Here is a 26,573-nt window from a genome sequence, read left to right as displayed (position 1 = left end):
CTTTCCCTTTTATTGCTCATATATATTATCTTTCGCGACTTCCTTCATTCTAGAAATTTCTTTAATTATAATAACTCCATTACTCTTTTCAATTAATTTTTCATTATAAAATTTTTGTAACACACGAATTACGTGTCTATAGCTTACTCCTATAAAATCCGCGATACTTGATACCGAAGTTGCATCCAAATCCTCTTTATACATATTCCCGTTACTATCAGTAGAAATAGAAAGTAAATAACTAGCTACACGTACTTCTACTGGATAAAGTAAATTAAGAGCTGTAAAACGAGTCGATATCTTTAATGTGTTCGCAATGTTTTCAAGTAGGAAGTTCATAAATATAGGATCCTGTATTAACTTGTTTCTAATTACAGCATTAGAAATGGAGATAGTTATAACATCTGAACAAGCTTCAACGACATTATGCGTCTTACTTTTTTGTATTAATTCAATATCGCCAACAACTGCCAATGGATTAATAAAACGAAGGATGAGTTTCTTTCCTTCTGGTGTAATCGTGTAAACTTTTACTTTACCTTTAACAACGAAATATAAACGATGAATTTCCTCATCTTTATCACAAATAAGTGTACCTTTTTTAAAGTGATTTACTTGCAAATAATCTATATCTATTTCCGAAAAAAACTCAAGCAATTTATAAGTTTTCAAATAATGCATAATTAATTCTGATCTATTCTCCACTTTCATTTCCTCCTTTCATTTACATATTAAATACAGCAATACCTATAATCATTACTATTGTTCCCACAATGTGATATCTCTCCATTTGTATCTTTTTTATACGAAACAGCCCTTTCATTTCAATAACAGTTGCTGTTAACAATTGAGCAACCATAAGTGTTCCAGCTGTCAATGTAACTCCCAATGAATATATCGCCATTGTTTCTGCACAAATAATGAATCCACCAAATGCACCCGCTACTAAATATACTTTTTTCACACTCTTTAATTCCGTTACTTTCTCTTCCTTCTTTAACAAAAATACAGTTGTTGCAATAATAAATCCAATTAAATGCGTTACAATACTCGTTGACCATATACCTATATGCGAACTAAGTTTTGCATTAAATGTACCTTGAAGTGTAATAAATATGCCGGCTAAAACAGCAAATATAATACCTTTCAAAAAATCATCTCCTAATCTTCTATTTCTAACTTAATTAAAAGCTATAATCCTATAAAGGCAAAAGGACAAATGTCACATCAGTTTGAAATAACTAGGGATGAACAAGAAAAACACACCTCAAAAATGTGAGATGTGTTTTTTTATTTATATATAATGTTTTATAAATAAAAATTACGCTACATTAACAGATTTCTTTTTCATAACAAACTTTGCAAATAAGAAACGCACAAGTGGCCCCATAATAATTAATTGTAATGGATAAGCCATAATAAAATTTTTAATAAAAATTGAAAAATATATTGAAACAAATGAGTCTCCTTGTAGCCCACCATGTAAATGCATCATAATCATTCCGAAAAATGACATAAAGAACACCATTCCGATTACCATTGCTGTCGCCATTGCAATAATAATATTTATTTTCTTTGATTTATCAAACGGTAGCATGAATACAATTTTTTTCGCACAAGGTCCAACAATACTTATTTCAATTAATAGCGCAATAATAAATCCAATTAATAGTTCTAATGCAATCTCCTTAATATGAATTGGCCCTCCTAATCCATTCATTAGTAAATTGTAAAACGTCATTACGATAACCATCCCAAGGCACATCATCATACCAAATTGGAGGTTTTCCTTTCTTGTTGTTGGCAAAATTCATCATCCTTTCTCTTTGAGTCTTTGTCATTATATCGATATTGGAAACCCCTTCGTAAGTGAACATTTTGTGAACAATTTTAAAGCGTTTCCATATATTTTCTTTATTTTCTACTTAAATTCTCACTTTTACTTATAAAGGTTATATATATCGCGATGTTGAATTACTAAATTTAACGTTGCATTACATTATTACTAGGAGGATACCCATGAATGAAGCAGCATTTTACGCATATCACATCGTAACAAAGAGAAAAATGAATATCGGACAAATCATTCATTTTAACAAAAATCAACATAATACTCTATATCACTTCTTTTTTGAAAAGGAACAATTAAATGCTAGTGGTGAAGATGGCATGAAAATTATAAATAATCACTATAAAAATGAAGAATTACATATAAATAATGAAAATGCTCCAGTCGTTATGAATTACATGGATCAAACAATTAGAGCCATTAGAGAAACGATTGTGGAAATGGTTAGACTACAAGAATATCCTAATTATCCGTCAAGATTATCTTGTTTATATGCTGCTAAAAGCTATGAAGATGCTTTAAAATGGAAAGCATTATTTGATTCTTACAATCGAGAAGCTTTACAAATTGTTAAACTATGAGTAATTGGAAGTTCTTTTGAAGGTGACGGTAACCTTTTACCGAAAGAAGATGGGATTCCTTTCTCTCAAAAAATAGAACAAGCTAGAGAGTATTGGAAAGGAAATAGCAAAAACGAATTACCTGAGCTATTGATTAATGGAAAAATTGAGGTAGTAGAAATAATCAATGATTTTTCCAAAATGAAAATTTAATTTCTAGTTAAATATTAGAGAATGGAGATTACAATGATGAAAAAAGTGTACTTCAATCATGATGGTGGTGTAGATGATTTAGTTTCACTATTTTTATTACTCCAAATGGATAATGTAGAACTTACAGGTGTTTCAGTTATCCCAGCAGATTGCTATTTAGAACCAGCAATGTCTGCAAGTCGAAAAATTATTGATCGCTTCGGCAAAAATACTATTGAGGTAGCAGCTTCTAATTCTCGTGGAAAAAATCCGTTTCCAAAAGATTGGCGGATGCATGCATTTTATGTAGATGCTTTACCCATTTTAAATGAGTCTGGAAAAGTTGTAACGCACGTAGCAGCAAAGCCTGCGCATCATCATTTAATTGAGACTCTTCTACAAACTGAAGAGAAAACAACTTTATTATTTACAGGTCCTCTTACCGATTTAGCCCGTGCACTATATGAAGCACCTATAATCGAAAATAAAATTAAACGTTTAGTTTGGATGGGCGGTACATTTCGTACTGCAGGCAATGTACATGAACCTGAACATGATGGAACAGCCGAATGGAATTCGTTTTGGGACCCTGAAGCAGTAGCTCGCGTATGGGAAGCAAATATAGAAATCGACTTAGTAACTCTAGAGAGTACAAACCAAGTTCCCCTAACTATAGACATACGTGAACAATGGGCAAAAGAGCGAAAGTATATCGGTATTGATTTCCTTGGTCAATGTTATGCAATTGTTCCCCCTCTCGTTCACTTTGCAAAGAACTCTACCTACTATTTGTGGGATGTATTAACTGCTGCCTTTGTTGGGAAAGCTGACCTAGCAAAAGTACAAACGATCAATAGTATCGTTCATACATACGGACCAAGCCAAGGACGTACAGTGGAAACTGATGATGGGCGGCCGGTACATGTTGTTTATGATGTAAACCACGATCGATTTTTCGACTATATAACTGGGTTAGCAAAGAAAGGCTCTACTTAAAAGCTTATGTATATAAACAACAAAAAAATGGTGTAGCTTCAAATTGTACGTAGTAAAAAATAATTGGAAATTGGTTGGAACTTAATATTGAAAAGAGTATTGAATTAACTTTCAATACTCTTTTTATGTAGTCTAAAATTATTTGATTAAAGTTGTATTTTATAGATTCACCATTTCATAACCATTGACAAAATACGTTATTGTTTCTAATTCATCTTCATTTAATTCTCTATCTAGCTCTTGTTTATATGCTGCCTTTATCTTCTCTTCATCGCCTTTATGAGCTTCTGTATAAGTTCCTACTGTTTTTAGCAAATGAATTTCTTGTGAAAATTCAGCTCGATCTATTGCTTCCCCATGAGAAAGAATATAAGTTTCAGCATCAAATTTCTCCAATTCTTCTATTAATTTAAACGTTCTTTTCGTCGTATAGTTCCACTTAGAAGAAAAAATATCTGCATATAGACAGTCTCCTACAAACAATATCTTTTCTTCTTTTATATACATAACAACTGAATCATGTGCATGATCTCCGCCCACATGTTTTAACACGCAGGTCACTTCACCAAGGTCCAATTCAAGTTGATTCTCGAATGTTAAAGTTGGAGGGATAATTTTAATATTTCTCGCTTTTTCATTAAACTCTTTTTTGATACAATCCGCACAAAACTCAATTTCAATACCTTTTTTTATACGTGCATCCAACGCTTCATCTGTCCATTCATAAGAAACAAGTTTACTCATCTCTTTTTTCGTTTCAGAATGTGCAATGGACAATGCATCTTGTAGTACAGACAATCCAAAAATATGATCCCAATGCCAATGCGTTAATGCTACGAAATCAGGATGTGATACATTTTGTTCCTTTAACATTTCTAAAAACAATTGTGCATGTTCCTCTGAATTTCCTGCATCAATCATTAACGTTTTTTCTTTTCCAACAACCATTCCCAAAATAGGTCTATCTGTTTCGGAAACTGGTGTCATGTACCAAAATGAGTTTCCTATTTTCTTAATGTGTTGCATAATTAACTCCTCCATTTACTACTATTCTCTTTAATTTTCACCACTTTTAAATTTTTGCTATTTAACACAATAACTATTTTACTTTATTCATATACCGTTCTTGTATACGCTGCATTAAATCTCTCATCTTCTTTTCGGCAGGATGCTCTTGATTCTCTGGTACCTCTCTGCCATTGGCTGAAAATTCTTGAGAACATGCTGTACGAGTTACTTCTAAGTTTGCAATTGGAAATTCCCACGAATTTTCGGTTCTACTTCCAGTTGAAGAAAAATGTATACAGCTCGAATCAATTTTTGTACGCTGGCCTTCTTTATTTACTGTATAATATAAATCATTTACCGTTCCAAACTTCATATTTTTTGTAGATGTCACAGCAGTCCCATCAGCTGCAAAAGTGACAACACTAAACTCCTCTTCCTTTGGTAACAACTCAGCACCAGGTACGTTGTACACAACAATCAGATCCCCTTCGTACTCTTCAGGAATTAAGTATATGGTATCTGTAGTTTCTTTACTAAAACTGATACATCCGCTTAATAAAAACGTTAATATGATTCCGAAACAAAATGTACTGTTCTTTAAAACAAAGTAAATTCTTCTATCCATTTAAATATGCATCCCAATCATAGTCTTCAATTTTATAGAATCTACCTTCATCGTTTCTTTCATATGCACATAAAGGGGTTTCTTCAATAAATTTCAAAATAGTATCATCTATATTCAATATGACTCCAATTGAAATAATTTGAAAGTTTTTAGGATCATTCACATAGTCATCACTCTCATAACCACTTAATATTGACCAACCAGAGTCACCTTCTTCCCTTGAATCCCCTTTAAGCATAAAGTTAAATTCTCTTTTTTCAAGTACATCATTACTAACAATTACCTTCGTATCAAAATAAAAATCCCAATCTTTTGAAGCTGGATCGTTATATTCCGTATCACATATATTTTCAATTCCAAATGAAATTTTATCACCTATTTTTAAATCTAATCGATATGGTTCATTGCTCAGTTCCCCTACAAACTTCTTCTCATTTCTTTCAGTAATTTTAACCCACATTCTTTCACCATTAAATCCATCTTCTTCCTCTTTTTTAGATACAAAAATTAGCTTTACCAAATCTCCAACCTTTAATTTCGCCAAAACTTCTGAGCTAGGAAGGTAGAATGTATACGGCGCTTCTTTATTTAATTCATAAACATTATCTAAGTACCAAGACATCTTTTTCTCTCCTTAAAGGCTTTTTACACTCATATTTTTAAAATAATACTATTTTTTCTTCCGGCAAACTACTACCATAGAATAGCAATCTTCCCCTAACTCATTTCCTTCCCAATCATTATATATATGTAATAATTCAAAACCATTCGCTACTAATAATCTTTCTAACTCCTGAGGATACGTATAGCGAAGATCAATCGTTGTTTTCAGTTCCTCTACTAATGCATCATCATCATAAAACTTTCTTGTTGTTATGTAGTGCTGTATTTGCTGAATTGAATCATATGTCATTTCAGTATATAGATCACATTTTCTCCCCTTTTCATAATTCCACTTAAATTTAATATATAAATTATAACGAATTATTAGTTTTTTCTCTATAATCAAACACAATTACTTGGACTAATCTAACTTTCCTTTTCGTAAGCTAAAAATAAGGTGGGAGAATCGGAGTGTGATAATATGGAACGATTATGGATTCCAATGATTGTTACGTTTTTTTCATTTGGCGGATTACTATTAGGCGGTGCTGTTGGCATTGCTACGCGCCAACTAATTGAAGAAAAGATGCATCGTTTATATGCATTATGTGGAGGGATTTTGCTTGGGCTTTTATCCCTTGAAATTATTCCTGAAACATTTTCAAGCTATGAAATAATTGGTCCTATACTTGGTATAGCTATCGGAGTATTAGTTATGAGCTTATTAGATAACTATTGTCATCATCCAATGATACATAAAAAAGATCAACAAGCTTGGCAAACTTTCCTTTTCCTCTCTTTCGCTATATTTATTCATAATTTACCGAGTGGCTTTGCTTTAGGTACAGCTTTTATTAATCATGCAGACTCTGCCATTCCTTTTTTAATGGCAATCGTCATTCACCATATTCCAGAAGGATTAGCTTTAATTATCCCCTTTCTCTTTACAAAGCATAAATATATTTCATTTTTATTAACAACTTTATTACTTTCTCTTATTCTCGGTACTGGTACGGTTTTTGGTATTTTGATGGAAGGAAAAGCTCTTCACCTGCAAGGACTCATTATGGGAAGTGCTATCGGTTCACTTGGCTATGTCACAATTCATGAAATGCTTTGGAAGGCAAAGAAACAGCTCTCTTTTCTTACATTTTTAATGTGGGCATCTAGTGGATTTTTCTTAATAATAGTGTTTACTCTACTAGCTGGACATCACTAAATTAAACAAAAAAAGATAGCTGAAAACAATTTGTCTTCAGCTATCTCTCTTTATTTTTGTACCTCTCTATAGAAAGAAAAATCATTCACAGTATGTTGTACTTGTATCTCTTCCTTCATTTCTTTATCCTTGTTCTTGCTCTTAGGTGTTCTTATATTCCCTAGTTTAATCGCATCTTGCATGCTATTACTAATTAGATTCCCTGACAAGATCGTCATACTATAGAAAGCGATTGGTATAAGTACTATCCATGTATGTGTAGTTAAGTGACGGAAATTTTGACCAATTAGACCTGTCCATTCCTTTGTTACACTATCTGCCTCTAAACCAGAGATTATTGTTCCACCAAAAAATAACTCCAACAAGCCAAGATGTAAAAGAAGTAATAAAGTGCTCACAAATTGTTGGGCGACAAGTAAAAAAAATGATGGCAATACGTGTGGCCATACGTGATTTTTCATTCTATGCCAATTACTTCCCCCAAGCACAGTTGCTGCCATCATAAATTCTTCTCCTTTTATCCGACGGACTTCCTGCGTTGTATATAACATAATTGTTGGTACCGCTAAACATATAAGGATAACCATTTGAAATATTACCCTTAAATGAAACGGTTCTGGTACTGTCCCATTTTCAAAAACTAAAACTTCCTTTAATACAAAGAAAGAAACCATAACCATAGGTACAATACTGAACGGATCAAAAAAAGATGATATAACTGGAAAAGACCGTTTGCTATACATACCAAGAAGCAAGCCTATACCCCCTCCAACTATAACTCGTAAAATCGCTATAATTACACTCGCGCCAACTGTCCATTTTGCTCCTTCTATTATTAACTGGAAAAGGTCGCGTCCTTTCTCATCACTTCCGAACCAAAATTTACTCGACGGTGAAAACGGAGCAGCCTCTAGTTCTCCTTTTTCGTTATACATCATCGTTAGTTCGCGAATATTCCCGTCGAAAAACAACGTATTCCCAATACTAACAATCATAAGTACACTAAAAAAAGTAACACCAATCCAAAATCTTACATCTCTTTTTACAACTTCCCACATGTTACACACGCTCCTTTATAACATTTTGTAAGAACGTATGTAATAAACGAAATAGTATAAAAAGCGGTACGTATAACATAATTAAGCTCACTGTAAATATTTCTAATTTCGAATTTTCTTTTACAAAAACAAACATGCCGTACGTATTAAATATCCATTCAATAATATATAGATTTGATAACATAAATAAAATATTTGTTTTTGCATAATAGATTGTTGTTAACAAAACATTTCTTGAAATATGATGTGTTAAAATATGTCTTAAACTAAGCCCTTTACTTTTAGCAAATATACTATAATCCTTCTCTAATTCTTCCCTAAAACGTAATAGTAGTAACTTAATAAATAATAACGTTGTAGGCAAAGTGAGACATATTATTGGCAACAGGCGAGCCCTTTCCTCCCCAATCCCTGCAAGTTTAACTGGCATAAACCCTGTCTTTTGAAAGATTATTACAACTAGAAGTTGAGATAATAAAATTATTAAAATATCTGGGATGCTTTCAAGTGCGACAAAAATCCCATTCCACATTCGTTGCTTTGATTGAGATCGTTGTAATACCCACACAACGAGAAGATATGCAATAAGTAATGACAGTAAAAATGCCGAAATAAACACAAACATTGTCTCTAAATAATGAATCCATATTTGCGGAAATAATTTTCTTGAGTCTCGAAAACCGTATGTTATTTCCCCCGGTTGAAGTAACTTTCCTCCAAGAAATACAATCGTGTTCCAAAAACCGATTAAATCAATTTGCAATCCCTTAAATAAACGCGGTAGTGCACCTAGGCAGATTATACATAAAATTGCAGCTACTAGTTGTAAACCATTAATCCCACACCACTTAACCATTCGCATCAACATAACGATTTCCCCTTACCATTAGATAGAAGATTCAGAAATAAAAAAGCTAAATATATCACATTTCTTTAGCGACAACATGTACTCGCTTTTGCCCACTAGGTAGAATAGCTTGATATAAACATGTAACAAAAAGTAATAAACCAAATAAAATGATATACAATGTATCTGCACGAATCCATTTCGGGAATAACATTGCTATCGCACCGAGAGATAAAAGCTGGAATCCTGTCGTTAATGGACTAAGTAAACTTTGAACGCGCCCCATAAATGACTCTTCTACAATTTCATACATCCAGCCCATTATTGCAACATTAATAAACGGTAAAAAGAAAGTCGCAAAAGCAATACATACATAAAAAGACCATACGTAATTTACAAAGTAACACATACCGAAAAAGATCCCTGAGCCCGCCATACCAAAAACTATAATAGGTTTTGGCGCATATTTCTTACCTATACTCGTTGCTACTATACTTCCAATTAGTAATGAAATCCCTCCAACTACACCGCCTACCATTGCTAAACTTTCATACGTAGCTGGTGCTAATTTGTATTTTAATATGTAAGTAGTAGATACGCTTAAAATACCATTTAATAGTCCAAATACGATAAATCCTAAAAGTAATTTTTTTAAAGTTTCATTTTGGTATATATACCTAATCCCTTCTTTAAACTCTGTTATTAACATTTTTAAATTAACTTCTTTCCATTTTGTTCTACCATTTGGCAAACGAACTTTTTCTGGAATGGAGATCGTTTGAATCAAAATACCACTCATAATAAATGTGAGCGTATTTACTAAAATGCTCCCGTAAACTCCAAAAGTCCAGTACACCATCGTTGCAATTCCTACACCAAACAAGGCATACAAACTATTTACCATTTGATTAATCCCCGCTGCTGCACCATATTGGTCTGATTCAACTACTCCCTGTATCATCGACTGTTCTGATGGAGAGAAAAATTGTATACATGCATTTTCTAAAAATAAAAATAGAAAGACAAGTATAATCATCCCGTAATAAAACGAAATTAGAATTCCGATATTACAGAGTGAACAACATATGTTACTTACTGTACAAATACGTTGTCTATCAAAACGATCCACTACTGTCCCTACTAATAGAAAAAAGATTAATGCAGGTAATGCAATCATAATTTGTGTCATTGTTGCGTAAACTGGTTGTTTTCCGTATTGATCTAGCAAATAAAACATTAAAGAAACTCCAGCAATCATAGAACCGAGTCGCTCTAAAATATTTGCTAGAAAAAAACGTGCATACACTTTGTTGCGAAATAACTGTAGCATTTCTTTCATACTTCGTATCCTTTCTTTCGACAAAATTTTATTATTCTAGTCATTTCTTGGAAGTTATATTATATTTTTCGACTATTATCCAATCTTTTCCTTCTGTATAGAGAACATTATAAAGAAGACTCTTATTTTTTTATACAAGAGTCTTTTTTATTTGATTTCGCTTTATGTAACGATACATCTCGCTAACTTTTTTAATTCTCTATAGTTCGGATACACTTTATTTACTTTACGAATGTATCGCACATCCACTCATAAAACTTTTCCTTCTCTTCAAATTGTGGATAATGCGCGGATTTTTCAAAAGTAATAAATTCTTTTTGCTCTGCTTCAATCGTATCAAAATATGTTTTTGCCGCATGAAATGAAGTATTATAGTCATATTTCCCCATAAGGAAATAAAACGGTAACTTCAGTTTCTTCACCTTAGTAGGTAATGGATTCTTTAAATCTTTTTCTAATAAGACAGTCTGAGAGTGTGATAATCCAATGTTATAACGAATTACGTCTAACAAGTTATATTCATTACTGAGTAACATCCCGATGTTATCACCATCTGGATTTTCAATGAGTCTTGATGTTCCACCATATTTCGCAACATAATTCCGCGGAGTGTATGTATCGCCATTTTGAATTTTTTCAGTTAATCCATTTAAATAGGAAACTTCCTCTTTATTTCCTGCATTTTCCGCTTGGTCTATGACAAACTTTAAACTATCCATCTCACCTTCTAATGTATCACTCATCTGCCCTATACCAACATATGCTTCATATTTTTCAGGAGCTTTATTAGCAGCTTGCATTCCGATATATGTACCGTAAGAATGGCCAATCAATATTGCCTTTTCTTTACCAAGACGTTTTGAAATATAATCTGTCATAGCTAATAAATCCTCTACAAGAAGATCTGATGTAAGATTTGAATAGTCCTCAAAGAAATGATACGATTTCCCGCTTCCTCTTTGATCATAATTAACTACGGTGAATTTCTCTTCCAATAATTTTTGATACTTTTGAGCATATGGTATTTCTGAAGAACCAGGTCCACCATGTACAAAAATAATAACTGGATTGCTCTTATCTTTGCCGCGTATCATAATTTCATGATCACTTCCATTTATCTCTACTTTCTCTAATATACTTATACTGTTTTGTCCTTTTATTTGCGAGGTCCATGTAGGAAATATTAATGCTACAATTAATAATAGTATAGTGATGGCACCAATAAATTTTATTAATTTTGCTATCTTCTTCATAAGTCGTTTCCTTTCTTTTAAATTTATAAAAACATCAATTTAGTTCTGTAAAACTACCTTAAAAAATAGGAATGTACATCAACTGCACTTTCTAATTTCAACTTGATCTTTTGTACATTCTTAATATCCCATACAATTCTTAACTTTCCGCTACAGTAACCCTTAATATTTTCTTAATTTTCGATATATTAACTATGGAAAAACTTGATTACAATGTATTACAAATAAAAAAGTCCTTGTTTTCAAAACAAGGACTTTTTTATTAATCTATTTTGCTACCTCTTCTTTCGGCATTACCATACCTTTATACAATTGGACAGTTATCCAGTAATAGATAAAATAAATGACTAAGAATATCCCAATTGGCACCCACACTTTTACAAACGGGTCAACTAATATGAAGCTAAATAAGTTTAGCCCTACTAACACGTGGGAAATTCCAATAATCGCTGGGAAGATAAATAAATATGAAATTTCTTTATATATACTTTTTGTTAACATACTACGTCTCACACCGATTTTTCGTAACATTTCATAACGGCGTACATCACGAGAAGCACCTGTTAATATTTTGAACATTAGTGAACTTGCCATCATCGCTAAAAAGGCAATTCCGAGGAAAAATCCCATAAACATTGTTCCGCTCATGAAACTGCTCGTTAACTGATAAATTGTCATTTTCGTAAATATGTCTACTTTTGTACCTGTTGTTTTTTCAATTTGTTCTTTTTGTCTCTTATCTATTTCAATCAACAACGGTTTATACTTTTTCATATCATCTACTTTTGCTAATGTTACAGTGTGTTCTGTTCCTTGAATTCCTTTATAATACGCTTCATCTGCAATTCTTACAGGTTTTCCATTAAATTGATTATGTGTAATTTGTATTTCTCTTACAATTGCATCTTCCCAATCTTTCGGCATACGAGGGAATTTTGCTACTTCAGGAGCTTCCAAAGCAGAATATATAGGTTCAGTTAAAGGTTCGGTCACCCGTTTACGCGCAGGCTCTTTTAAAGTTTTCGTATCAAAGCGTTCAGAAATTAGTGGTGGTTTCGCTGTTAAATCATTACGTAAGTAATAAACCGCTTCCCCATCTACTTTATACTTGTACTGGCTTTCTTCAACAATTTCCATTTCTTTTAATGCAGCTGTATCTTGTTCATTTGGATCATGAATTACGACATCATACACACGTGAGAAGTCTGTCATAATACCTACATTTTTTTGGAACGCCATACCTGCTGTCATGGCACCTGCCCCTAATGCAATTAACATCGCTACAGTGCCTAATACTCTCGATAAACTATTTACTCGAAAGCGTAGCTGTGCATATGTAAAACTATTTAAGCCCGTTTCATTACGTTTTTTATTCCCTTTAATTTTCATCACAAAAAATGGGAGCAATGAACTAAAGATAAAATATGTTCCAAGCGTTGTGACGATTGTCGCTATTATGAAACCGAGTTCAGCAAACATTTTTATATTTACCATAAAATAGTAGCCTGTACTTACTAGTAATACACCAAATACAGTCATTATAATAATGCGAGTTTTACTTTTCTTCACTTCATCTAGTGTTTCATCTTCACGAATTAGCTCTAGTTCTGTTTTGCGTAATAAACGGATGCTATTCATTAAACCTGTAATAAAAAATAGTATTACGAAGAAAATAGCTGTAACTAAGATTGCTGGTGTATATACAGATGAATAACTACCTTTTGCTGAAATTTCCATACCATTCATTAAAAAGTTCCCTGCTACACTTGCAAGTAACATCCCTACTAAAATCCCGATAATAATACTAACAATACCCATACCGAATGTTTCAATAAATAATAACTGTGCTACTTTTTTCTTTTTCGCTCCGAGCATCATGTACATACCGAGTTCTTTTCTTCTTAATGTGAGTAAGAAAGAATTGGCATATATAATATAAAATACAGTTATGAAAGATAATAGTATTGCACCTACCCAGAATACAAGTCTAATACTACTAATAAGACTATTATCCTTCGTAAATTCACTATTCATCGCCATCGTTTGGAACATGTAAAAAATACTAATGCTAATAACGAGACCAATAAGTAAAACCATATAATCTTTTAACATCTTTTTCATACTATGACGTGATAATTTAAATAACATAATCTCGCCCCCTACTTAGACTCAGCAGCTGAGCCCATATGAGCGAGCACACCTAAAATGTCTTGATAGAAATTTTCTCGCTTTCCTTGACGCTTTAATTCTTTATATAAAAGACCGTCTTGGATAAATAATATTCGCTCACAGTAACTCGCACTAAATGCATCGTGTGTCACCATCAAAATACTTACATTATGATTTCCATGTAAATCTTGCATCGCTTCTAATAAGCTTTTTGCATTTTTACTATCAAGCGCACCAGTCGGTTCATCTGCTAATACGATTGCTGGATTATGTACTAAAGCTCGTGCTGCCGCTGTTCTTTGCTTTTGTCCACCAGAAACAGCAGTTGGATATTTCGTTAAAATTTCAGTAATCCCTAACTTCTTCGCAACCTCATTCACCTTTCCAGTAATCTCACTTGAAGGTACGCCTTGCAAAGAAAGTGGTAAAGCGATATTTTCATAAATTGATAAGTTTTCAAGTAAGTTAAAATCTTGAAAAATGAAACCTAATTTTTGAGAACGAAAATCAGATAACGCATTGCCCTTCATAGAAGTAATATTTGTACCAGCTATTGTCACACTACCACCTGTCGCTTGATCCAATGTACTAATCACATTAAGTAAAGTTGTTTTTCCAGACCCAGAAGGACCCATAATCCCGACGAATTCCCCTTCCTTAATATTTAATGATACGCCTCTTAATGCTTTTGACTGATTCTCATTTCTTTTCCCATACGTTTTTTCTACACTTTCTACAGTAACTACATTTGTTGACATCTCTTTCACTCCATTCCTTTTATATAAATTTAATTTCTCACATATTTCTTATCTTTTTCTCATGTAAATTCTTAAGCATTTTTTAATTATTCATCCTATTAAGGTTACACAGGCTACATGAAGCTATTTCCTACTTCATATTCTCATTTTTCTACAACTCGTTCCTTCGATTTCGCTTACATTTATCTTACATTTTTGTAAGGTAAAAAAGAAAACACACCATTTTTGAATTGGTGTGTTTTCTTTTTAAAATCTATTTTCGATTATTTATTTCCTCTTTTATACTTTCCACAAACATATCTAGTTCAATTACATCTGATTTTTCTTCCCCATATTTACGCACATTTACAGCTCCGTTTTCCATTTCCTTATCACCAATAACAAGAACATAAGGAACTTTTTGCATTTGTGCTTCTCTTATTTTATATCCTAATTTTTCATCTCGCATATCTCGTTCGACACGAACACCAGCTTGTGCTAATTTATCTGCAACCTCATCTGCGTATTGTACATGGACTGCATTTGAAACTGGAATGACTTTCACTTGAACTGGTGCCACCCATGCTGGGAATGCACCTCCAAAGTGCTCAATTAATATTGCTAAGAAACGATCTAAAGATCCTAATACTGCCCTGTGAATGACAACCGGTCTTTTCTTTTCATTCTTCTCATCTATATAATTTAAATCAAACTTCTCTGGCATTTGGAAATCTAGCTGGATTGTCCCACACTGATGACTTCTATTTAAAGCATCTTTAATATGGAAGTCAATTTTCGGTCCGTAAAATGCACCATCACCTTCATTTAGTCTATATTTATAATTTAGCGATTGTAATACATTTTCTAATGACGCTTCTGCTTGCTCCCATAACTTATCATCACCCATTGAATCTTCTGGACGAGTAGAAAGTTCTACTTCATATTCGAATCCAAAAGTTTTATATACATAATCGATTTGCGCCATTACAGATTTGATTTCATCTTCAATTTGTTCTGGAGTTACAAATAAATGTGCATCATCTTGGCAGAAAGTACGTACTCTTAATAATCCGTTTAACGCCCCACTAAATTCATGGCGATGTACTTGACCAAACTCACACATACGAATCGGTAATTCGCGATAAGAATGCAATTTATTTTTGAACATTAGCATATGCCCTGGGCAGTTCATCGGTTTTAATGCAAAACTTTTATTATCCACTTCTGAGAAATACATATTATCTTTATAATGTCCCCAGTGCCCTGATCTTTCCCATACTTCTTGGTTCATCATGAATGGAGTGCGTACTTCTTGATAATTATATTCTTTTTGAATTTCTCTTAAAAAAGCTTCTAATTCATTACGAATAATTTGGCCTTTCGGTAAATAAAACGGCATTCCCGGAGCCTCTTCAGAAAACATAAATAACTCCAGTTCATTGCCTAACTTACGATGGTTTCTTTTGGCTGCTTCTTCAACGAAATGTAAATACTCTTCTAATTCTTTCTGGGAAGAGAATGCAACACCATATATACGCTGAAGCACTTGATTATTACTATCTCCTCGCCAATATGCACCGGAAACGTGAGTTAATTGAAATGCTTTCAAATAACCTGTTGACGGTAAATGTGGACCTCTACATAAATCTACAAATTCACCTTGTTTATATAGTGTTACACTTTCCCCACTAGGAATTGCTTCTAAAAGTTCTAATTTCAATCGATCGTTCATTTCTTGAAACAGTTTAGCTGCTTCTTCTCGAGAAACCTCAACTCGTTCTATCTTTATATTTTCATTTATAATCTTTTTCATTTCTTTTTCGATTTTTCGTAAATCTTCTACGTTTACACTACTCGGAAGATCCATATCATAATAAAATCCATTTTCAATAACAGGCCCTACTCCAAGATTTATATCACCATACAATCTTTTTACAGCTTGCGCTAAAATATGTGCCGCAGAGTGCCTTGCAATTTCTACACCTTCATTTGAATCTATAGTAATGATTTCTACTTCCGCATTTTCTTCAATATTTCGGCGTAAATCATATAACTCATCATTTACTTTCCCTGCAACTGCTTTCTTTTTTAAGCTACTGCTAATGGATCCAGCAATTTCTTCTAAAGTAATTCCTTTTACAAATTCTTTCACGCTACCATCTGGAAATTTAATTTCAATCATCTGTTCTTTCATTTTTCATCTCTCCATTTCATAATAAAAAGCACACTCATCCCTACAATAGGGACGAGCGTGCTTATACCCGTGGTTCCACCCAGATTCCCATCACAAACATGCAATGGCTTCTTTTACGGTAACGTCGTTTACACGGCACTAGTTACTTCATTTCCCCAGTGCAGCTCTAAGGTGGTAAGTTATTTTTCTGCGTTAGGAAGTTCTCAGCTTTCCTTCCTTCTCTGTATAACCGGGTAAAATAACTCGTGTCCTTTTCTTCGCTTATTATGAAATTGAATGCAAAAAAGCATATTCATCCCTAAAATAGGGACGAATATGCTTATATCCGTGGTTCCACCCAAATTCCCATCACAAAAAACATAATGGCTTCTTTTGCGATAACGTCGCTTACACGGCACTAGATACTTCGTTTCCCTAGTGCAGCTCTAAGGTGGTAAGTTATTTTTCTGCGTTAGGAAGTTCTCAGCTTTCCTTCCTTCTCTGTATAACCGGGTAAAATAACTCGTGTCCTTTTCTTTGCTTTTAAAAGTACATCCATTAATTGTTATTTACTATATCTTATTCATTTTATTTTTGCAAGTGTTAAAAAAATATTTTTTATTTAATAAAAAAAGAAACCAAAAATAGATTTTTGGTTTCCTCTTCTCAATTTTACCAATCTTGTGGTTCGTAATTTAAGTCTGAAAATAGACGTCTTTTCTCTTTCTTCGTTAAATCTCTCCACTGTCCAACTGGTAAATTATTCAATTCAATATTCATAATTCTCGTACGTTTTAACGTATATACTTGATACCCTAAAGCTTCACACATACGGCGAATTTGACGATTCAATCCTTGTGTTAAAATAATTTTAAACTCATATTTTGATAACTGTGTGATCTCACATGGAAGTGTTTTCGTTCCTAAAATTTTCACACCAGCTGCCATTTTTTCTAAGAAATCAGGTGTAATTGGCTTATCTACTGAAACGATATATTCTTTCTCATGTTTGTTTTCAGCACGTAAAATTTCATTAACGATATCACCATCATTCGTTAACAAAATTAAACCGTCTGAGTCTTTATCAAGACGTCCAATGTGACTAATTCGTAATGGATGATTCACTAAATCGATAATATTCCCTTTTACCGATTTTTCACTCGTACATGTAATACCTACTGGTTTATTTAAAGCGATATATACGTGATCTCGAGCAATGCGAAGTTGCTCTCCATTTACGCGTACATCATCACCTGGATTCACTTGGTCACCAATTTTTGCAACCTTGCCGTTAATAATTACTCTTCTCTCATTAATTAGTTTATCTGCTCCACGTCGAGACGCTTTTCCAGCTTCACTAATAAATTTATTGATACGCAAATTAGGCACATCCTTTTCTAAAAAAATTTCAAGCTCACACTGCTTCTACCGTACAATACAAAAGGGTAAGCCTCCTATTATAACTTAAATATATTAACATGAAAGGGCATATAACGTCTTCTATTAATTACTTATTTATAAGAAAATATCTTTATTATACATTCATTTATGCACTTTTTCCGCGCTTAATATACAAGCCATTCTTCCTTACATACAGCTTGTTTTCCTCTTATATTCTCTATATCTTCATGAATATTAGCTAGTTTATACAACTCAGGGGAAATTTCTTCTACATAATGTTGATGCGCTTTTTCATCTTTCCAATAAGTTAACACGATGTAACGGTTTTCATTTTTTAAAGACTTACCAACTACTCCACCTAGCATCCCTTTTATATTTTCCATTCCTTTATTCCAAATTGTTTCTTGTTTATGTAAAAAATATTTTTCTTTTTCCACTTTAACATCACATATAGCAACTCTTACGAATGATCCTTCTGTAACAACATCTTTCAGAAGTGTATCAGTTATATCATACAAAGTTTGAAATAATTCAATTTCACATGAAAGAAACGTATCCTCTTGATTACTATTTAAATAAATTGTATCGTGAGCACCATTCATAAATGATTGATATGCACTTCGATCTTCCCATAAAGTAAATACACATGCCTCACCTTTATGCCATCCACCAAATTGTCCATGAAATCCATCTAGATGCTGTATATCACGCCATTTTTCTTGTGCCATTGAAAATAACTCTTTTTTCTCTTCTTCTACTTTACAATAGATTGTTTTTAGTAACATTTTTAATTTCCCCTTTAGTATATAATTTATCTTCTTCTCACAATAATTAGTTCACATAATATTTTTATAATCACCCTAATACTCTTTATAGACATATAGAACTAATCATATTTATCACTACATCTATCAAAACATCTATCAAATTTAATTTCAAATAATTCAGAATGCAAAAAAAGATGTAACTCTTAATGAATTACATCTTTAGCTAATCTCCATTATTCATCTTTTTCTCAAATAAATAATACGTAATTTCTCCCGGATAATGTAATACAGTTACCTTCCGCTCCCCTTTTTTAAAACTAACAGTATGCCCGTTTTCCCCTAAGTTCTCCCATCCACTTACCTTTATAATAGGCATTACACTTATATATTTATAATCCTCTTCCTTATCATCGTTAATATGGATTGCTGACATTGGTACTGGAAAATCTGCAATTTTAGATTCTTTGTCTAAATATATGAGTGCAATTAAGCTAATTAACAGCATAGCCATTGAACTATTTAAAACTAGTTTTCTTCTATTTATTTTCACTAAAATTCCTCTTTTCTCACATATTTCTTTTATCATTTTACTAACTTTAATTATTCGTGTATAGAAAAGATATAATTTAAATCATTTCTAACCTATTTTCTCTACATGAAACAACATTATTGTTATATATTATAATTATAAGTTTTTAAATTTTGGAGGCGTTACATATTGCAGAAATTACTTTTTACTAAATGGACAGTTGTTATTTCTATTTTCATCATTTTCGGTACAATTTTCTACGTTACTAATGGTAAAAATAACAATGAAAAAGCAACTGTAGAAACAGCGGATACAACAACTTTCAAATCTAAATTGCAACCTAAAATTAATGAATTGACTACTAATTATAATGACATCATCGAAAAAGATTGGTTGCCTGCTTGGGAAGAAATTAACACGAACGGTGATTCAGTAGCCAGAGATAAACTATTAGTTACAATGAATGCTGTTTCCAAACAATATGAAAACATTATGAATGAAATAGACACATTGAAAATTAAAGAAAATATATCGGACGTACAAATACAAGAGCAACTAGTTTATTTTACAACTGAATTTAAGGCTGCTTCTAAATTTATGAAAAACGCGGCAGATTTAATTATAGACGGGGCCACTAACTCTACTCTAAACAGTGCAACAATTGAAAATACTAAACATGCTTTAGGGCTTGCAGATCAACATATTGTCATCGCTTTATCTACTTTAACTGAAGTTGAAGAGAAATTAGGACTTTCGAAAAAATAGAATTCTTTACTATTTTAAAATAAAAAATGATTGCATTTCACTAATTGTATATCTATAATGTTTTTATTGATTCTATACACATTCAATTCGTATAGGTTATTAATTTTATAATTCGGATGAACCATTCAGGAGAAGGTCTATTGATCTACCGACGGGGCAAAAAGTTGTTAACCGACTTTGAAACTCTCAGGTCTTGTTTACAAGTAGAACTGCATGGGGACGAATCTCTGGAGAGACTCCCTCTCGCTTTAAATAGCGGAGAGGAAAACGAGCACCGAAGGAGCAAATCCGCTACTATAGCGGATAATCTCTCAGGTAAAAGGACAGAGACAAGCGAAAGAAAATGCCGATTTGTATCGGTTTATTTTTCTATCTCTTGTTTCTCCAGAGACCATTTCATTTACTTGAAGTGGTTTTTATTTTTTCTAAAAAAGGAGAATAAAGATGGAGACAGTAAGTAAAGTATTAGAACAAATCAATCACTATGTGTGGGGATTACCAACGTTATTGTTACTCGTTGGTACTGGTATTATTCTCACAGTGCGTTTAAAAGGTTTACAGTTTAGTAAACTATTATACGCTCACAAACTAGCTTTTAAAAAATCAGAAGATACATCTTCCTCTGGAGATATTAGCCACTTCCAAGCACTTATGACAGCTATGGCGGCAACGATTGGTATGGGAAATATAGCTGGTGTTGCAACTGCTGTGACGATCGGTGGACCTGGTGCAATCTTTTGGATGTGGATTACTGCTTTGTTTGGTATGGCAACAAAATATGCCGAAGCAATTCTTGCAGTGAAATACCGTGTCAGTAATGAAAATGGTGAATATTCAGGTGGACCAATGTACTATTTAGAACGTGGTTTAGGTAAGAAATGGCTTGCAGTTTTATTCGCTATATTCGGTACAACTGCTTCTTTCGGTATCGGTAATATGGTGCAGTCTAATTCAGTTGCAGAGGCAATGCGAATTAATTTCTCTTTCCCCCCTGCTTTAACTGGTATAATAATGTCATTTTTAATCGCTATCGTTATTTTAGGCGGTGTAAAAAAAATCGGGAAAGTGACAGGGTATGTCGTTCCTATTAAAGCTTTCTTTTATATCATTGCTGGTCTTATTATTATTTTCTATCACTACGATCAAATTCCAGAAGCATTTTCACTTATTTTTTCTGGTGCATTTAACGGTACTGCAGCGGCTGGTGGTTTTATCGGTTCAACAGTTGCATCTGCTATTCAAATCGGAATGGCGCGCGGCGTATTTGCGAACGAAGCTGGTTTAGGGAGTGCACCTATTGCCGCGGCGGCTGCAAAAACTGATTCACCTGCAAAGCAAGCTTTAGTTTCAATGACTGGTACTTTTCTAGATACTTTTATTGTATGTACAATTACAGGACTTGTATTAATTACTACAGGCGCATGGAAATCTGGTAAAACTGGCGTTGAAGCTACAACACTTGCGTTCCAATCTGTATTCGGTACTGCAGGTAGTATGATTCTCGGTATCGCAATTATTTTATTCGCCTACTCTACTATTTTAGGGTGGTCGTATTATGGAGAAAAGTGTGTAGCTTATTTATTTGGAGAAGGTGCTGTTCGTTATTATAAAGCAATCTTTATAGTAATGATTGCTATTGGTGCGAATTTAAAACTAGGTATCGTATGGACATTTGCGGATATTGCAAATGGACTTATGGCGATTCCAAACTTAATTGGTCTTATTGGGTTAAGTGGTATTGTTGTTGCTGAAACGAATCGCTTTTTACAAGCAGAGAAATTGAAAGAAAATAATAAAAAACAGGCAAGTTAATCTAAAAAAGGAATGACTCATACATAATGAGCATTCCTTTTTTTCGTTTTCTTACTCAGTAAATACCATCAAAAATATATTTATATCAATCTTTCCCTTTTTTATTCCACTAAAAGTTTTTCACATAAATGACATAAATCGTATGGTCTAACTATATAGTTGAAAAGGAATGCGACATTAAAGCGTCGCTGAAAAACTTATCCAAGAAAAGGGAGGAAAAATCTTTTGAAAAACAAAATCATTGTTTTCCTATCTGTTTTGTCATTTATTATTGGTGGTTTCTTCTTTAACACAAATACTTCAAGTGCTGAAACATCATCTACTGATTACGTTCCTAACCAATTGATCGTTAAGTTCAAACAAAATGCATCTTTAAGTAATGTGCAATCTTTTCATAAGTCTGTTGGTGCTACTGTTTTATCTAAAGATGATAAGTTAGGTTTTGAAGTCGTTCAATTTTCGAAAGGTACTGTAAAAGAAAAGATAAAAAGCTATAAAAACAATCCAGATGTGGAATATGCAGAGCCGAATTACTACGTTCACTCCTTTTGGACTCCGAACGATCCATATTATAAAAATCAATATGGATTACAAAAAATTCAAGCTCCACTAGCTTGGGATAGTCAACGAAGTGATTCTAGTATAAAAGTAGCTATTATTGATACAGGAGTACAAGGTTCACACCCTGATTTATCTTCGAAAGTAATTTACGGGCATGATTATGTTGATAACGATAATGTTTCTGATGACGGTAATGGTCATGGTACACATTGCGCTGGAATTACTGGAGCACTTACGAATAACAGCGTCGGAATTGCTGGTGTTGCCCCACAAACTTCAATTTATGCTGTCCGCGTATTAGATAATCAAGGAAGTGGGACTCTTGATGCTGTAGCGCAAGGTATTCGAGAAGCTGCTGATTCAGGTGCAAAAGTAATTAGTTTAAGTTTAGGAGCTCCAAATGGTGGGACTGCATTACAACAAGCTGTTCAATATGCATGGAATAAAGGCTCTGTTATTGTTGCGGCTGCTGGAAATGCTGGAAATACAAAAGCTAATTACCCTGCTTATTACAGCGAAGTAATTGCAGTTGCTTCTACAGATCAATCAGATAGAAAATCTTCATTTTCTACTTATGGTAGCTGGGTAGATGTTGCAGCACCAGGTTCAAATATATATTCCACATATAAAGGAAGCACGTATCAATCATTAAGTGGTACATCTATGGCAACACCCCACGTTGCAGGAGTCGCTGCTCTTTTAGCAAATCAAGGATATAGCAATACACAAATCCGCCAAATTATTGAGTCAACTTCTGATAAAATTAGTGGTACAGGTACGTACTGGAAAAACGGTAGAGTCAATGCATATAAAGCGGTACAATACGCTAAGCAATTACAAGAAAATAAAGCGTCTTAAAACTTTAATCTGTCGATCGACCATTCATGCAGGATAAAATAGAAGGAGAGACTTTTACAATGAAAGTCTCTCCTTCTTACAAACTATATTACTCTCCCTGCTTTTTAACCATATGTAAATACAGTACAAAATCCATCATTGTCGACGAATGACCAAGTTGACGAATCATTGCTGTTATATTTCCTCTATGATATGTACCATGATTTATAACATGTTGTACTAACTCTAAAATTGAAGTTTCTAATTTCCCTACATATGGATTTTCAATAACAAATACAGCATTCACATCTTGTATTGTACTTAAAAAATCTTTATATTGATTTGCCATGTTTTCAAACATTTTTTCTAATTCATGTAACGATTTGTTTTCCATTTGTTTTCGTAAATTTTCTCGGTCTTGTATTGCTTCATTCATACTTTTACCATGCAATATATGTAACCACACTTGATCTGTAATATAAATATGCGCAAACGTATCCTTGATTGATGGAAATACACTCTGTATCTGTTCAGTAAAAATCGTCTCATAGTTTGGTAATTCTTTTAGTCGCTCGAATAATCGTGTATTAGCCCAAGCATGGTAATCCACTTGTTTTAACATGTACTCTTTCAATCAAAATCGCCTCCTTATTGTATGAAACGAATAGTTTGTTCCTTCATTTCTGATTCTCTATCAGCCTTTACAATTCCTTTTTCTTCAATTTCACGTTTATCTATAGTTTTATATTTTACATGCGTATGAAATTCCATTTGAAATGGAAACGGTGTAATGCGAATTGTTTCCTCATCTATCCATTCCGCTTGAATAGGTTTCTCCTCTTTACTATTAAACATTTCTGTTCCTTCAAAACCATCTTTAAACAAATCAATTTCATTTTTCTTTTCTACACCTGGTTTATTCATACAGACATATAAAGAAAGTTCATCGCAAAACTTTAATAATCTATAATGTTTATCGAACATCACAAATTGTTCTTTTGTTAGCGTTGTCAATATTCTTTTTTGTCGTTCCAATTCCCCCGCATAAAATGACATCATCTCTTCATCTTCCTCATTTAATGGAAATGATAAAAAATGCTTACTACAAAGTAATGCTCCGTATGGATTGGAATCTTCAATTTCATTCAAACCAATCGTATAAAAGACAAAGCGTAATGAACTTGGACAATCCATAAATGTATATGGGGTATTTTTAGCATCATTTAAAATTGGTACTTTATCAAGTTCTATCCACCCTCTATCATGCTCATATATTGCATCAATTGTCTCTTTTAAATATGTTTCATCTTCAAAAAAATCTTCTTTTATATGCTTCGCAATCTCTCCAGCTAAAAAACCATGATCATGTTGACGAATTAATATACTTTCTTTCTCATCCTTTTTACGAAAAATCATCTGTATACTCCCCCTCATCCTCATATTACAGCGTTTTCTATGCATCAATTCTTAATTAATCCCTAAATATTAGCAGGGATTCAGTTTCTTGCAACGAAATTAACATAACTATATAGCATTCTTTCTAACAATATAAATAGCTTTATCTTTACTATCCATTATACTAAATCTTTCATTCCAAAAAATTTTTTTATGAGGTGAAAACATGAACAAAACAGAATTGATTAAAAATGTCGCACAATCAGCTGATATTTCTCAAAAGGATGCTTCTGCAGCTGTACAATCTGTATTTGACACAATTGCTACTGCATTACAATCTGGCGATAAAGTTCAATTAATCGGCTTTGGAACTTTTGAAGTGCGTGAAAGATCTGCTCGTACAGGACGTAATCCACAAACTGGCGAAGAAATTCAAATCGCTGCTGGTAAAGTTCCTGCATTTAAAGCAGGTAAAGAGTTAAAAGAAGCTGTGAAATAAACAAGAAACCAGCCATTTTATAGGCTGGTTTCTTGTTTTATTTAAGTAATTCTTTTATATTCTCAGCATGATACACCTCGCAAATATAAAATATACATTTGCAGTTACTTACAATTTGATATTTTCTAGTTGGATACACATTCGCCGAAACAGAGCATCCATCAAATAATTCAATAATATTTCCAGAGGGCTGATACCCTTCGTATAATACATTTCTTCTTACTTCCATTTTCTCTATAAGTTTTTCAACTGGAATGTTTCCACTCTCTAATTCACTCTTAATTGTATTTGGTAAAAACGAAGTGTCTGCAAAAATTAGATTTTCAGATAACACTTTTCCTTTATAGCTAACATGAGATACACGATAAAGAAATGTTCCGTTTTTATCAAAGAAGTTCTTCGCTTCTTTCGGGATGTACTGTCTATCAAGCACCTCTTGTTCTAGAACATCAAATTGAACTGTATCATTCAAAAGCTTTTCTAAAGCATGAATAGATGATGTATCTCCAGAAAATAAAATATTTTTAATTGCTTGTACATTATATGTGAATTCATTTGTTCTATTTTCCGCTACTAACATGAGGAACACCTCTTCTATAAAATATTTTATTTAACTTATTTATAAGTTAAAAGCGCTACTGCGTCCAACTGTGTAATTTCGGTGACTTCTTTACTACATATTGCAATGGAAGCCATATAATCTACACTTGGCCTTAAATCTCTCATCACTGTATTTTCTACTAACTCTTGTCTATCCTTAAAAACCAATAAGTATGGAGAATCATTTGGAGCTGATATTGTAATATCCACTGGTGAAATCATTAGTCCTTCACCAGTCGCTTTTAGCACTGCTTCTTTTCTAGTCCAATATGTTAAAAAACCTTCTATTTTCTGTTCATTAGGTAATTTCATAACTTGCGCTTTTTCAATGTCTGTTAATACGCCTTCTGCCATTTTCATAACATCCACATTCGGATTCATTTGTTCAACATCAACGCCTACAGGTGCAAACTTTGTAAATGCAACAACAACCCACTCACCCGAATGTGAAACGGATAACTGCGGCATGCCTTCTGGTAATTGTGGTCTACCATGTTGTAACTTACATACTGGGCACATTCGATCAATCGGAACTTGAACTGGCGACATAGAAAGTATCTTTCCAAGAACTAATCTACTAATTACGCAACCGATTATAAAACGGGCACGATCTGCCGAATGATGATATGAATTTGCTTTCTCTCGTTCAATATCATTTAGTAAATTATAATGCCATGATTGTAAATCTGAAATTCTTCCCCACCATATTTGACAATCATTCTCATTCAAAGCTGGTATAGAATCTACAACTTTACTTTCTATCATGTAAACTCTCCTTT

The 26,573-nt window shown here is 33.1% G+C and carries 26 protein-coding genes, 2 pseudogenes, 1 riboswitch and 2 other annotated features; of the genes and pseudogenes, 7 read left to right on the top strand and 21 right to left on the bottom strand.

The window, feature by feature from the left end; genetic code table 11:
• Positions 1 to 9 precede the first annotated feature (9 nt).
• From ACVWY7_RS18570 to ACVWY7_RS18560, 3 genes are all read right to left on the bottom strand, one after another.
• Positions 10 to 705: a Crp/Fnr family transcriptional regulator gene (locus tag ACVWY7_RS18570; RefSeq protein WP_000431595.1), complete on the bottom strand. Its 696-nt coding sequence runs from the start codon at positions 703 to 705 to the stop codon at positions 10 to 12.
• Positions 706 to 724: 19 nt separating this feature from the next.
• On the bottom strand, positions 725 to 1,150 hold the full coding sequence (locus ACVWY7_RS18565; RefSeq protein WP_000676025.1) for a DMT family transporter: 426 nt from the start codon (positions 1,148 to 1,150) through the stop codon (positions 725 to 727).
• A 171-nt stretch (positions 1,151 to 1,321) separates the two neighbouring features.
• On the bottom strand, positions 1,322 to 1,807 hold the full coding sequence (locus ACVWY7_RS18560; RefSeq protein WP_456523902.1) for a DUF2798 domain-containing protein: 486 nt from the start codon (positions 1,805 to 1,807) through the stop codon (positions 1,322 to 1,324).
• 212 nt (positions 1,808 to 2,019) lie between these two features.
• Here ACVWY7_RS18560 and ACVWY7_RS18555 point away from each other — a divergent pair.
• Together ACVWY7_RS18555 and ACVWY7_RS18550 are read left to right on the top strand one after the other, a co-directional pair.
• Positions 2,020 to 2,622, top strand: a pseudogene (locus ACVWY7_RS18555) (DUF2441 domain-containing protein).
• Between the two features lie 33 nt (positions 2,623 to 2,655).
• Entirely contained in the window at positions 2,656 to 3,597 is a 942-nt protein-coding gene (locus tag ACVWY7_RS18550) for a nucleoside hydrolase (protein ID WP_139242277.1), read from the top strand.
• A 159-nt stretch (positions 3,598 to 3,756) separates the two neighbouring features.
• On the opposite strand, the gene ACVWY7_RS18545 is transcribed toward ACVWY7_RS18550, so the two are convergent.
• The 4 genes and pseudogenes from ACVWY7_RS18545 to ACVWY7_RS18530 all read right to left on the bottom strand — a co-directional run.
• Positions 3,757 to 4,623, bottom strand: coding sequence for an MBL fold metallo-hydrolase (locus tag ACVWY7_RS18545; RefSeq protein WP_456523901.1), 867 nt, complete (start codon positions 4,621 to 4,623; stop codon positions 3,757 to 3,759).
• Between the two features lie 73 nt (positions 4,624 to 4,696).
• Complete coding sequence (locus ACVWY7_RS18540; protein ID WP_456523900.1) at positions 4,697 to 5,230, bottom strand: DUF6843 domain-containing protein; 534 nt, start codon at positions 5,228 to 5,230, stop codon at positions 4,697 to 4,699.
• Positions 5,223 to 5,852: an immunity protein Imm33 domain-containing protein gene (locus ACVWY7_RS18535; RefSeq protein ID WP_001994305.1), complete on the bottom strand. Its 630-nt coding sequence runs from the start codon at positions 5,850 to 5,852 to the stop codon at positions 5,223 to 5,225. Before ACVWY7_RS18535 ends, ACVWY7_RS18540 begins: the two co-directional genes overlap by 8 nt.
• Positions 5,853 to 5,900: 48 nt before the next feature.
• Positions 5,901 to 6,176, bottom strand: a pseudogene (locus tag ACVWY7_RS18530) (SAM-dependent methyltransferase); the annotation flags it as partial.
• Between the two features lie 138 nt (positions 6,177 to 6,314).
• On the opposite strand from ACVWY7_RS18530, the gene ACVWY7_RS18525 reads away from it, so the two are divergent.
• Positions 6,315 to 7,052 (top strand): ZIP family metal transporter, encoded by a 738-nt coding sequence (locus ACVWY7_RS18525; RefSeq protein ID WP_000440604.1) that lies wholly within the window; start codon positions 6,315 to 6,317, stop codon positions 7,050 to 7,052.
• A 50-nt stretch (positions 7,053 to 7,102) separates the two neighbouring features.
• On the opposite strand, the gene ACVWY7_RS18520 is transcribed toward ACVWY7_RS18525, so the two are convergent.
• The 10 genes from ACVWY7_RS18520 to ACVWY7_RS18475 form a co-directional block, all read right to left on the bottom strand.
• Positions 7,103 to 8,110: an ABC transporter permease subunit gene (locus tag ACVWY7_RS18520; protein ID WP_456523899.1), complete on the bottom strand. Its 1,008-nt coding sequence runs from the start codon at positions 8,108 to 8,110 to the stop codon at positions 7,103 to 7,105.
• Position 8,111: 1 nt separating this feature from the next.
• Entirely contained in the window at positions 8,112 to 8,972 is an 861-nt protein-coding gene (locus ACVWY7_RS18515; RefSeq protein WP_033681975.1) for an ABC transporter permease subunit, read from the bottom strand.
• A 61-nt stretch (positions 8,973 to 9,033) separates the two neighbouring features.
• A complete protein-coding gene (locus tag ACVWY7_RS18510; RefSeq protein ID WP_456523898.1) occupies positions 9,034 to 10,320 on the bottom strand; it encodes an MFS transporter in 1,287 nt (428 codons plus the stop codon).
• Between the two features lie 197 nt (positions 10,321 to 10,517).
• A complete protein-coding gene (locus ACVWY7_RS18505; protein ID WP_000716998.1) occupies positions 10,518 to 11,549 on the bottom strand; it encodes an alpha/beta hydrolase in 1,032 nt (343 codons plus the stop codon).
• 267 nt (positions 11,550 to 11,816) lie between these two features.
• Positions 11,817 to 13,697, bottom strand: a complete 1,881-nt coding sequence (locus ACVWY7_RS18500) for an FtsX-like permease family protein (protein ID WP_000897890.1) — start codon at positions 13,695 to 13,697, stop codon at positions 11,817 to 11,819.
• Positions 13,698 to 13,708: 11 nt separating this feature from the next.
• The gene (locus tag ACVWY7_RS18495; protein WP_000106420.1) at positions 13,709 to 14,476 is read right to left on the bottom strand and encodes an ABC transporter ATP-binding protein; all 768 of its coding nucleotides are present in this window, start codon (positions 14,474 to 14,476) and stop codon (positions 13,709 to 13,711) included.
• 253 nt (positions 14,477 to 14,729) lie between these two features.
• A complete protein-coding gene (gene thrS / locus ACVWY7_RS18490) occupies positions 14,730 to 16,649 on the bottom strand; it encodes a threonine--tRNA ligase (protein WP_000663055.1) in 1,920 nt (639 codons plus the stop codon).
• Between the two features lie 44 nt (positions 16,650 to 16,693).
• Positions 16,694 to 16,916 (bottom strand) — a binding site (T-box leader).
• Between the two features lie 35 nt (positions 16,917 to 16,951).
• Positions 16,952 to 17,175, bottom strand: a binding site (T-box leader).
• A gap of 125 nt (positions 17,176 to 17,300) precedes the next feature.
• Positions 17,301 to 18,008, bottom strand: a complete 708-nt coding sequence (gene rluF, locus ACVWY7_RS18485; protein WP_001222169.1) for a 23S rRNA pseudouridine(2604) synthase RluF — start codon at positions 18,006 to 18,008, stop codon at positions 17,301 to 17,303.
• Between the two features lie 185 nt (positions 18,009 to 18,193).
• On the bottom strand, positions 18,194 to 18,814 hold the full coding sequence (locus tag ACVWY7_RS18480; RefSeq protein WP_000925157.1) for a YdbC family protein: 621 nt from the start codon (positions 18,812 to 18,814) through the stop codon (positions 18,194 to 18,196).
• Between the two features lie 205 nt (positions 18,815 to 19,019).
• Positions 19,020 to 19,382, bottom strand: coding sequence for a hypothetical protein (locus tag ACVWY7_RS18475; protein ID WP_139242278.1), 363 nt, complete (start codon positions 19,380 to 19,382; stop codon positions 19,020 to 19,022).
• 132 nt (positions 19,383 to 19,514) lie between these two features.
• On the opposite strand from ACVWY7_RS18475, the gene ACVWY7_RS18470 reads away from it, so the two are divergent.
• The 3 genes from ACVWY7_RS18470 (at position 19,515) to ACVWY7_RS18460 (ending at position 23,321) form a co-directional block, all read left to right on the top strand.
• A complete protein-coding gene (locus ACVWY7_RS18470; protein ID WP_001170874.1) occupies positions 19,515 to 20,090 on the top strand; it encodes a hypothetical protein in 576 nt (191 codons plus the stop codon).
• Between the two features lie 217 nt (positions 20,091 to 20,307).
• A riboswitch (glycine riboswitch) is annotated at positions 20,308 to 20,427 on the top strand.
• A gap of 107 nt (positions 20,428 to 20,534) precedes the next feature.
• On the top strand, positions 20,535 to 21,902 hold the full coding sequence (locus tag ACVWY7_RS18465) for an alanine/glycine:cation symporter family protein (protein ID WP_105989588.1): 1,368 nt from the start codon (positions 20,535 to 20,537) through the stop codon (positions 21,900 to 21,902).
• Between the two features lie 225 nt (positions 21,903 to 22,127).
• A complete protein-coding gene (locus tag ACVWY7_RS18460; RefSeq protein ID WP_073524114.1) occupies positions 22,128 to 23,321 on the top strand; it encodes a S8 family peptidase in 1,194 nt (397 codons plus the stop codon).
• An 88-nt stretch (positions 23,322 to 23,409) separates the two neighbouring features.
• Here the strand turns inward: ACVWY7_RS18460 and ACVWY7_RS18455 are convergent, their stop codons facing one another.
• Positions 23,410 to 23,934 (bottom strand): DinB family protein, encoded by a 525-nt coding sequence (locus tag ACVWY7_RS18455; protein ID WP_000666448.1) that lies wholly within the window; start codon positions 23,932 to 23,934, stop codon positions 23,410 to 23,412.
• A 14-nt stretch (positions 23,935 to 23,948) separates the two neighbouring features.
• Positions 23,949 to 24,716: a DUF3891 family protein gene (locus ACVWY7_RS18450; RefSeq protein WP_000577431.1), complete on the bottom strand. Its 768-nt coding sequence runs from the start codon at positions 24,714 to 24,716 to the stop codon at positions 23,949 to 23,951.
• Positions 24,717 to 24,921: 205 nt separating this feature from the next.
• Between ACVWY7_RS18450 and ACVWY7_RS18445 the strand changes: the two genes are divergently transcribed.
• Positions 24,922 to 25,194: an HU family DNA-binding protein gene (locus ACVWY7_RS18445; RefSeq protein ID WP_001043907.1), complete on the top strand. Its 273-nt coding sequence runs from the start codon at positions 24,922 to 24,924 to the stop codon at positions 25,192 to 25,194.
• Positions 25,195 to 25,231: 37 nt separating this feature from the next.
• On the opposite strand, the gene ACVWY7_RS18440 is transcribed toward ACVWY7_RS18445, so the two are convergent.
• Entirely contained in the window at positions 25,232 to 25,774 is a 543-nt protein-coding gene (locus tag ACVWY7_RS18440) for a hypothetical protein (RefSeq protein WP_000959134.1), read from the bottom strand.
• Positions 25,775 to 25,809: 35 nt separating this feature from the next.
• Positions 25,810 to 26,559 carry a 4'-phosphopantetheinyl transferase Sfp gene (sfp, locus tag ACVWY7_RS18435; RefSeq protein ID WP_456523897.1) on the bottom strand — a complete coding sequence of 250 codons (750 nt, stop codon included), beginning with the start codon at positions 26,557 to 26,559 and terminating at the stop codon, positions 25,810 to 25,812.
• Between the last annotated feature and the right edge of the window lie 14 nt (positions 26,560 to 26,573).

Source organism: Bacillus sp. TE9106W (assembly GCF_054062215.1).
This window is presented reverse-complemented; position numbering and strand designations above follow the sequence as displayed.

Excerpts from the sequence above, each read along its gene's own strand:
- ACVWY7_RS18550 (WP_139242277.1), top strand. The coding sequence starts at position 2,656 with ATGATGAAAAAAGTGTACTTCAATCATGATGGTGGTGTAGATGATTTA.
- ACVWY7_RS18545 (WP_456523901.1), bottom strand. The coding sequence starts at position 4,623 with ATGCAACACATTAAGAAAATAGGAAACTCATTTTGGTACATGACACCA.
- ACVWY7_RS18540 (WP_456523900.1), bottom strand. The coding sequence starts at position 5,230 with ATGGATAGAAGAATTTACTTTGTTTTAAAGAACAGTACATTTTGTTTC.
- ACVWY7_RS18535 (WP_001994305.1), bottom strand. The coding sequence starts at position 5,852 with ATGTCTTGGTACTTAGATAATGTTTATGAATTAAATAAAGAAGCGCCG.
- ACVWY7_RS18525 (WP_000440604.1), top strand. The coding sequence starts at position 6,315 with ATGGAACGATTATGGATTCCAATGATTGTTACGTTTTTTTCATTTGGC.
- ACVWY7_RS18520 (WP_456523899.1), bottom strand. The coding sequence starts at position 8,110 with ATGTGGGAAGTTGTAAAAAGAGATGTAAGATTTTGGATTGGTGTTACT.
- ACVWY7_RS18515 (WP_033681975.1), bottom strand. The coding sequence starts at position 8,972 with ATGCGAATGGTTAAGTGGTGTGGGATTAATGGTTTACAACTAGTAGCT.
- ACVWY7_RS18505 (WP_000716998.1), bottom strand. The coding sequence starts at position 11,549 with ATGAAGAAGATAGCAAAATTAATAAAATTTATTGGTGCCATCACTATA.
- ACVWY7_RS18500 (WP_000897890.1), bottom strand. The coding sequence starts at position 13,697 with ATGTTATTTAAATTATCACGTCATAGTATGAAAAAGATGTTAAAAGAT.
- ACVWY7_RS18495 (WP_000106420.1), bottom strand. The coding sequence starts at position 14,476 with ATGTCAACAAATGTAGTTACTGTAGAAAGTGTAGAAAAAACGTATGGG.
- thrS (WP_000663055.1), bottom strand. The coding sequence starts at position 16,649 with ATGAAAGAACAGATGATTGAAATTAAATTTCCAGATGGTAGCGTGAAA.
- ACVWY7_RS18480 (WP_000925157.1), bottom strand. The coding sequence starts at position 18,814 with ATGTTACTAAAAACAATCTATTGTAAAGTAGAAGAAGAGAAAAAAGAG.
- ACVWY7_RS18475 (WP_139242278.1), bottom strand. The coding sequence starts at position 19,382 with ATGATAAAAGAAATATGTGAGAAAAGAGGAATTTTAGTGAAAATAAAT.
- ACVWY7_RS18465 (WP_105989588.1), top strand. The coding sequence starts at position 20,535 with ATGGAGACAGTAAGTAAAGTATTAGAACAAATCAATCACTATGTGTGG.
- ACVWY7_RS18450 (WP_000577431.1), bottom strand. The coding sequence starts at position 24,716 with ATGATTTTTCGTAAAAAGGATGAGAAAGAAAGTATATTAATTCGTCAA.
- ACVWY7_RS18445 (WP_001043907.1), top strand. The coding sequence starts at position 24,922 with ATGAACAAAACAGAATTGATTAAAAATGTCGCACAATCAGCTGATATT.
- ACVWY7_RS18440 (WP_000959134.1), bottom strand. The coding sequence starts at position 25,774 with ATGTTAGTAGCGGAAAATAGAACAAATGAATTCACATATAATGTACAA.
- sfp (WP_456523897.1), bottom strand. The coding sequence starts at position 26,559 with ATGATAGAAAGTAAAGTTGTAGATTCTATACCAGCTTTGAATGAGAAT.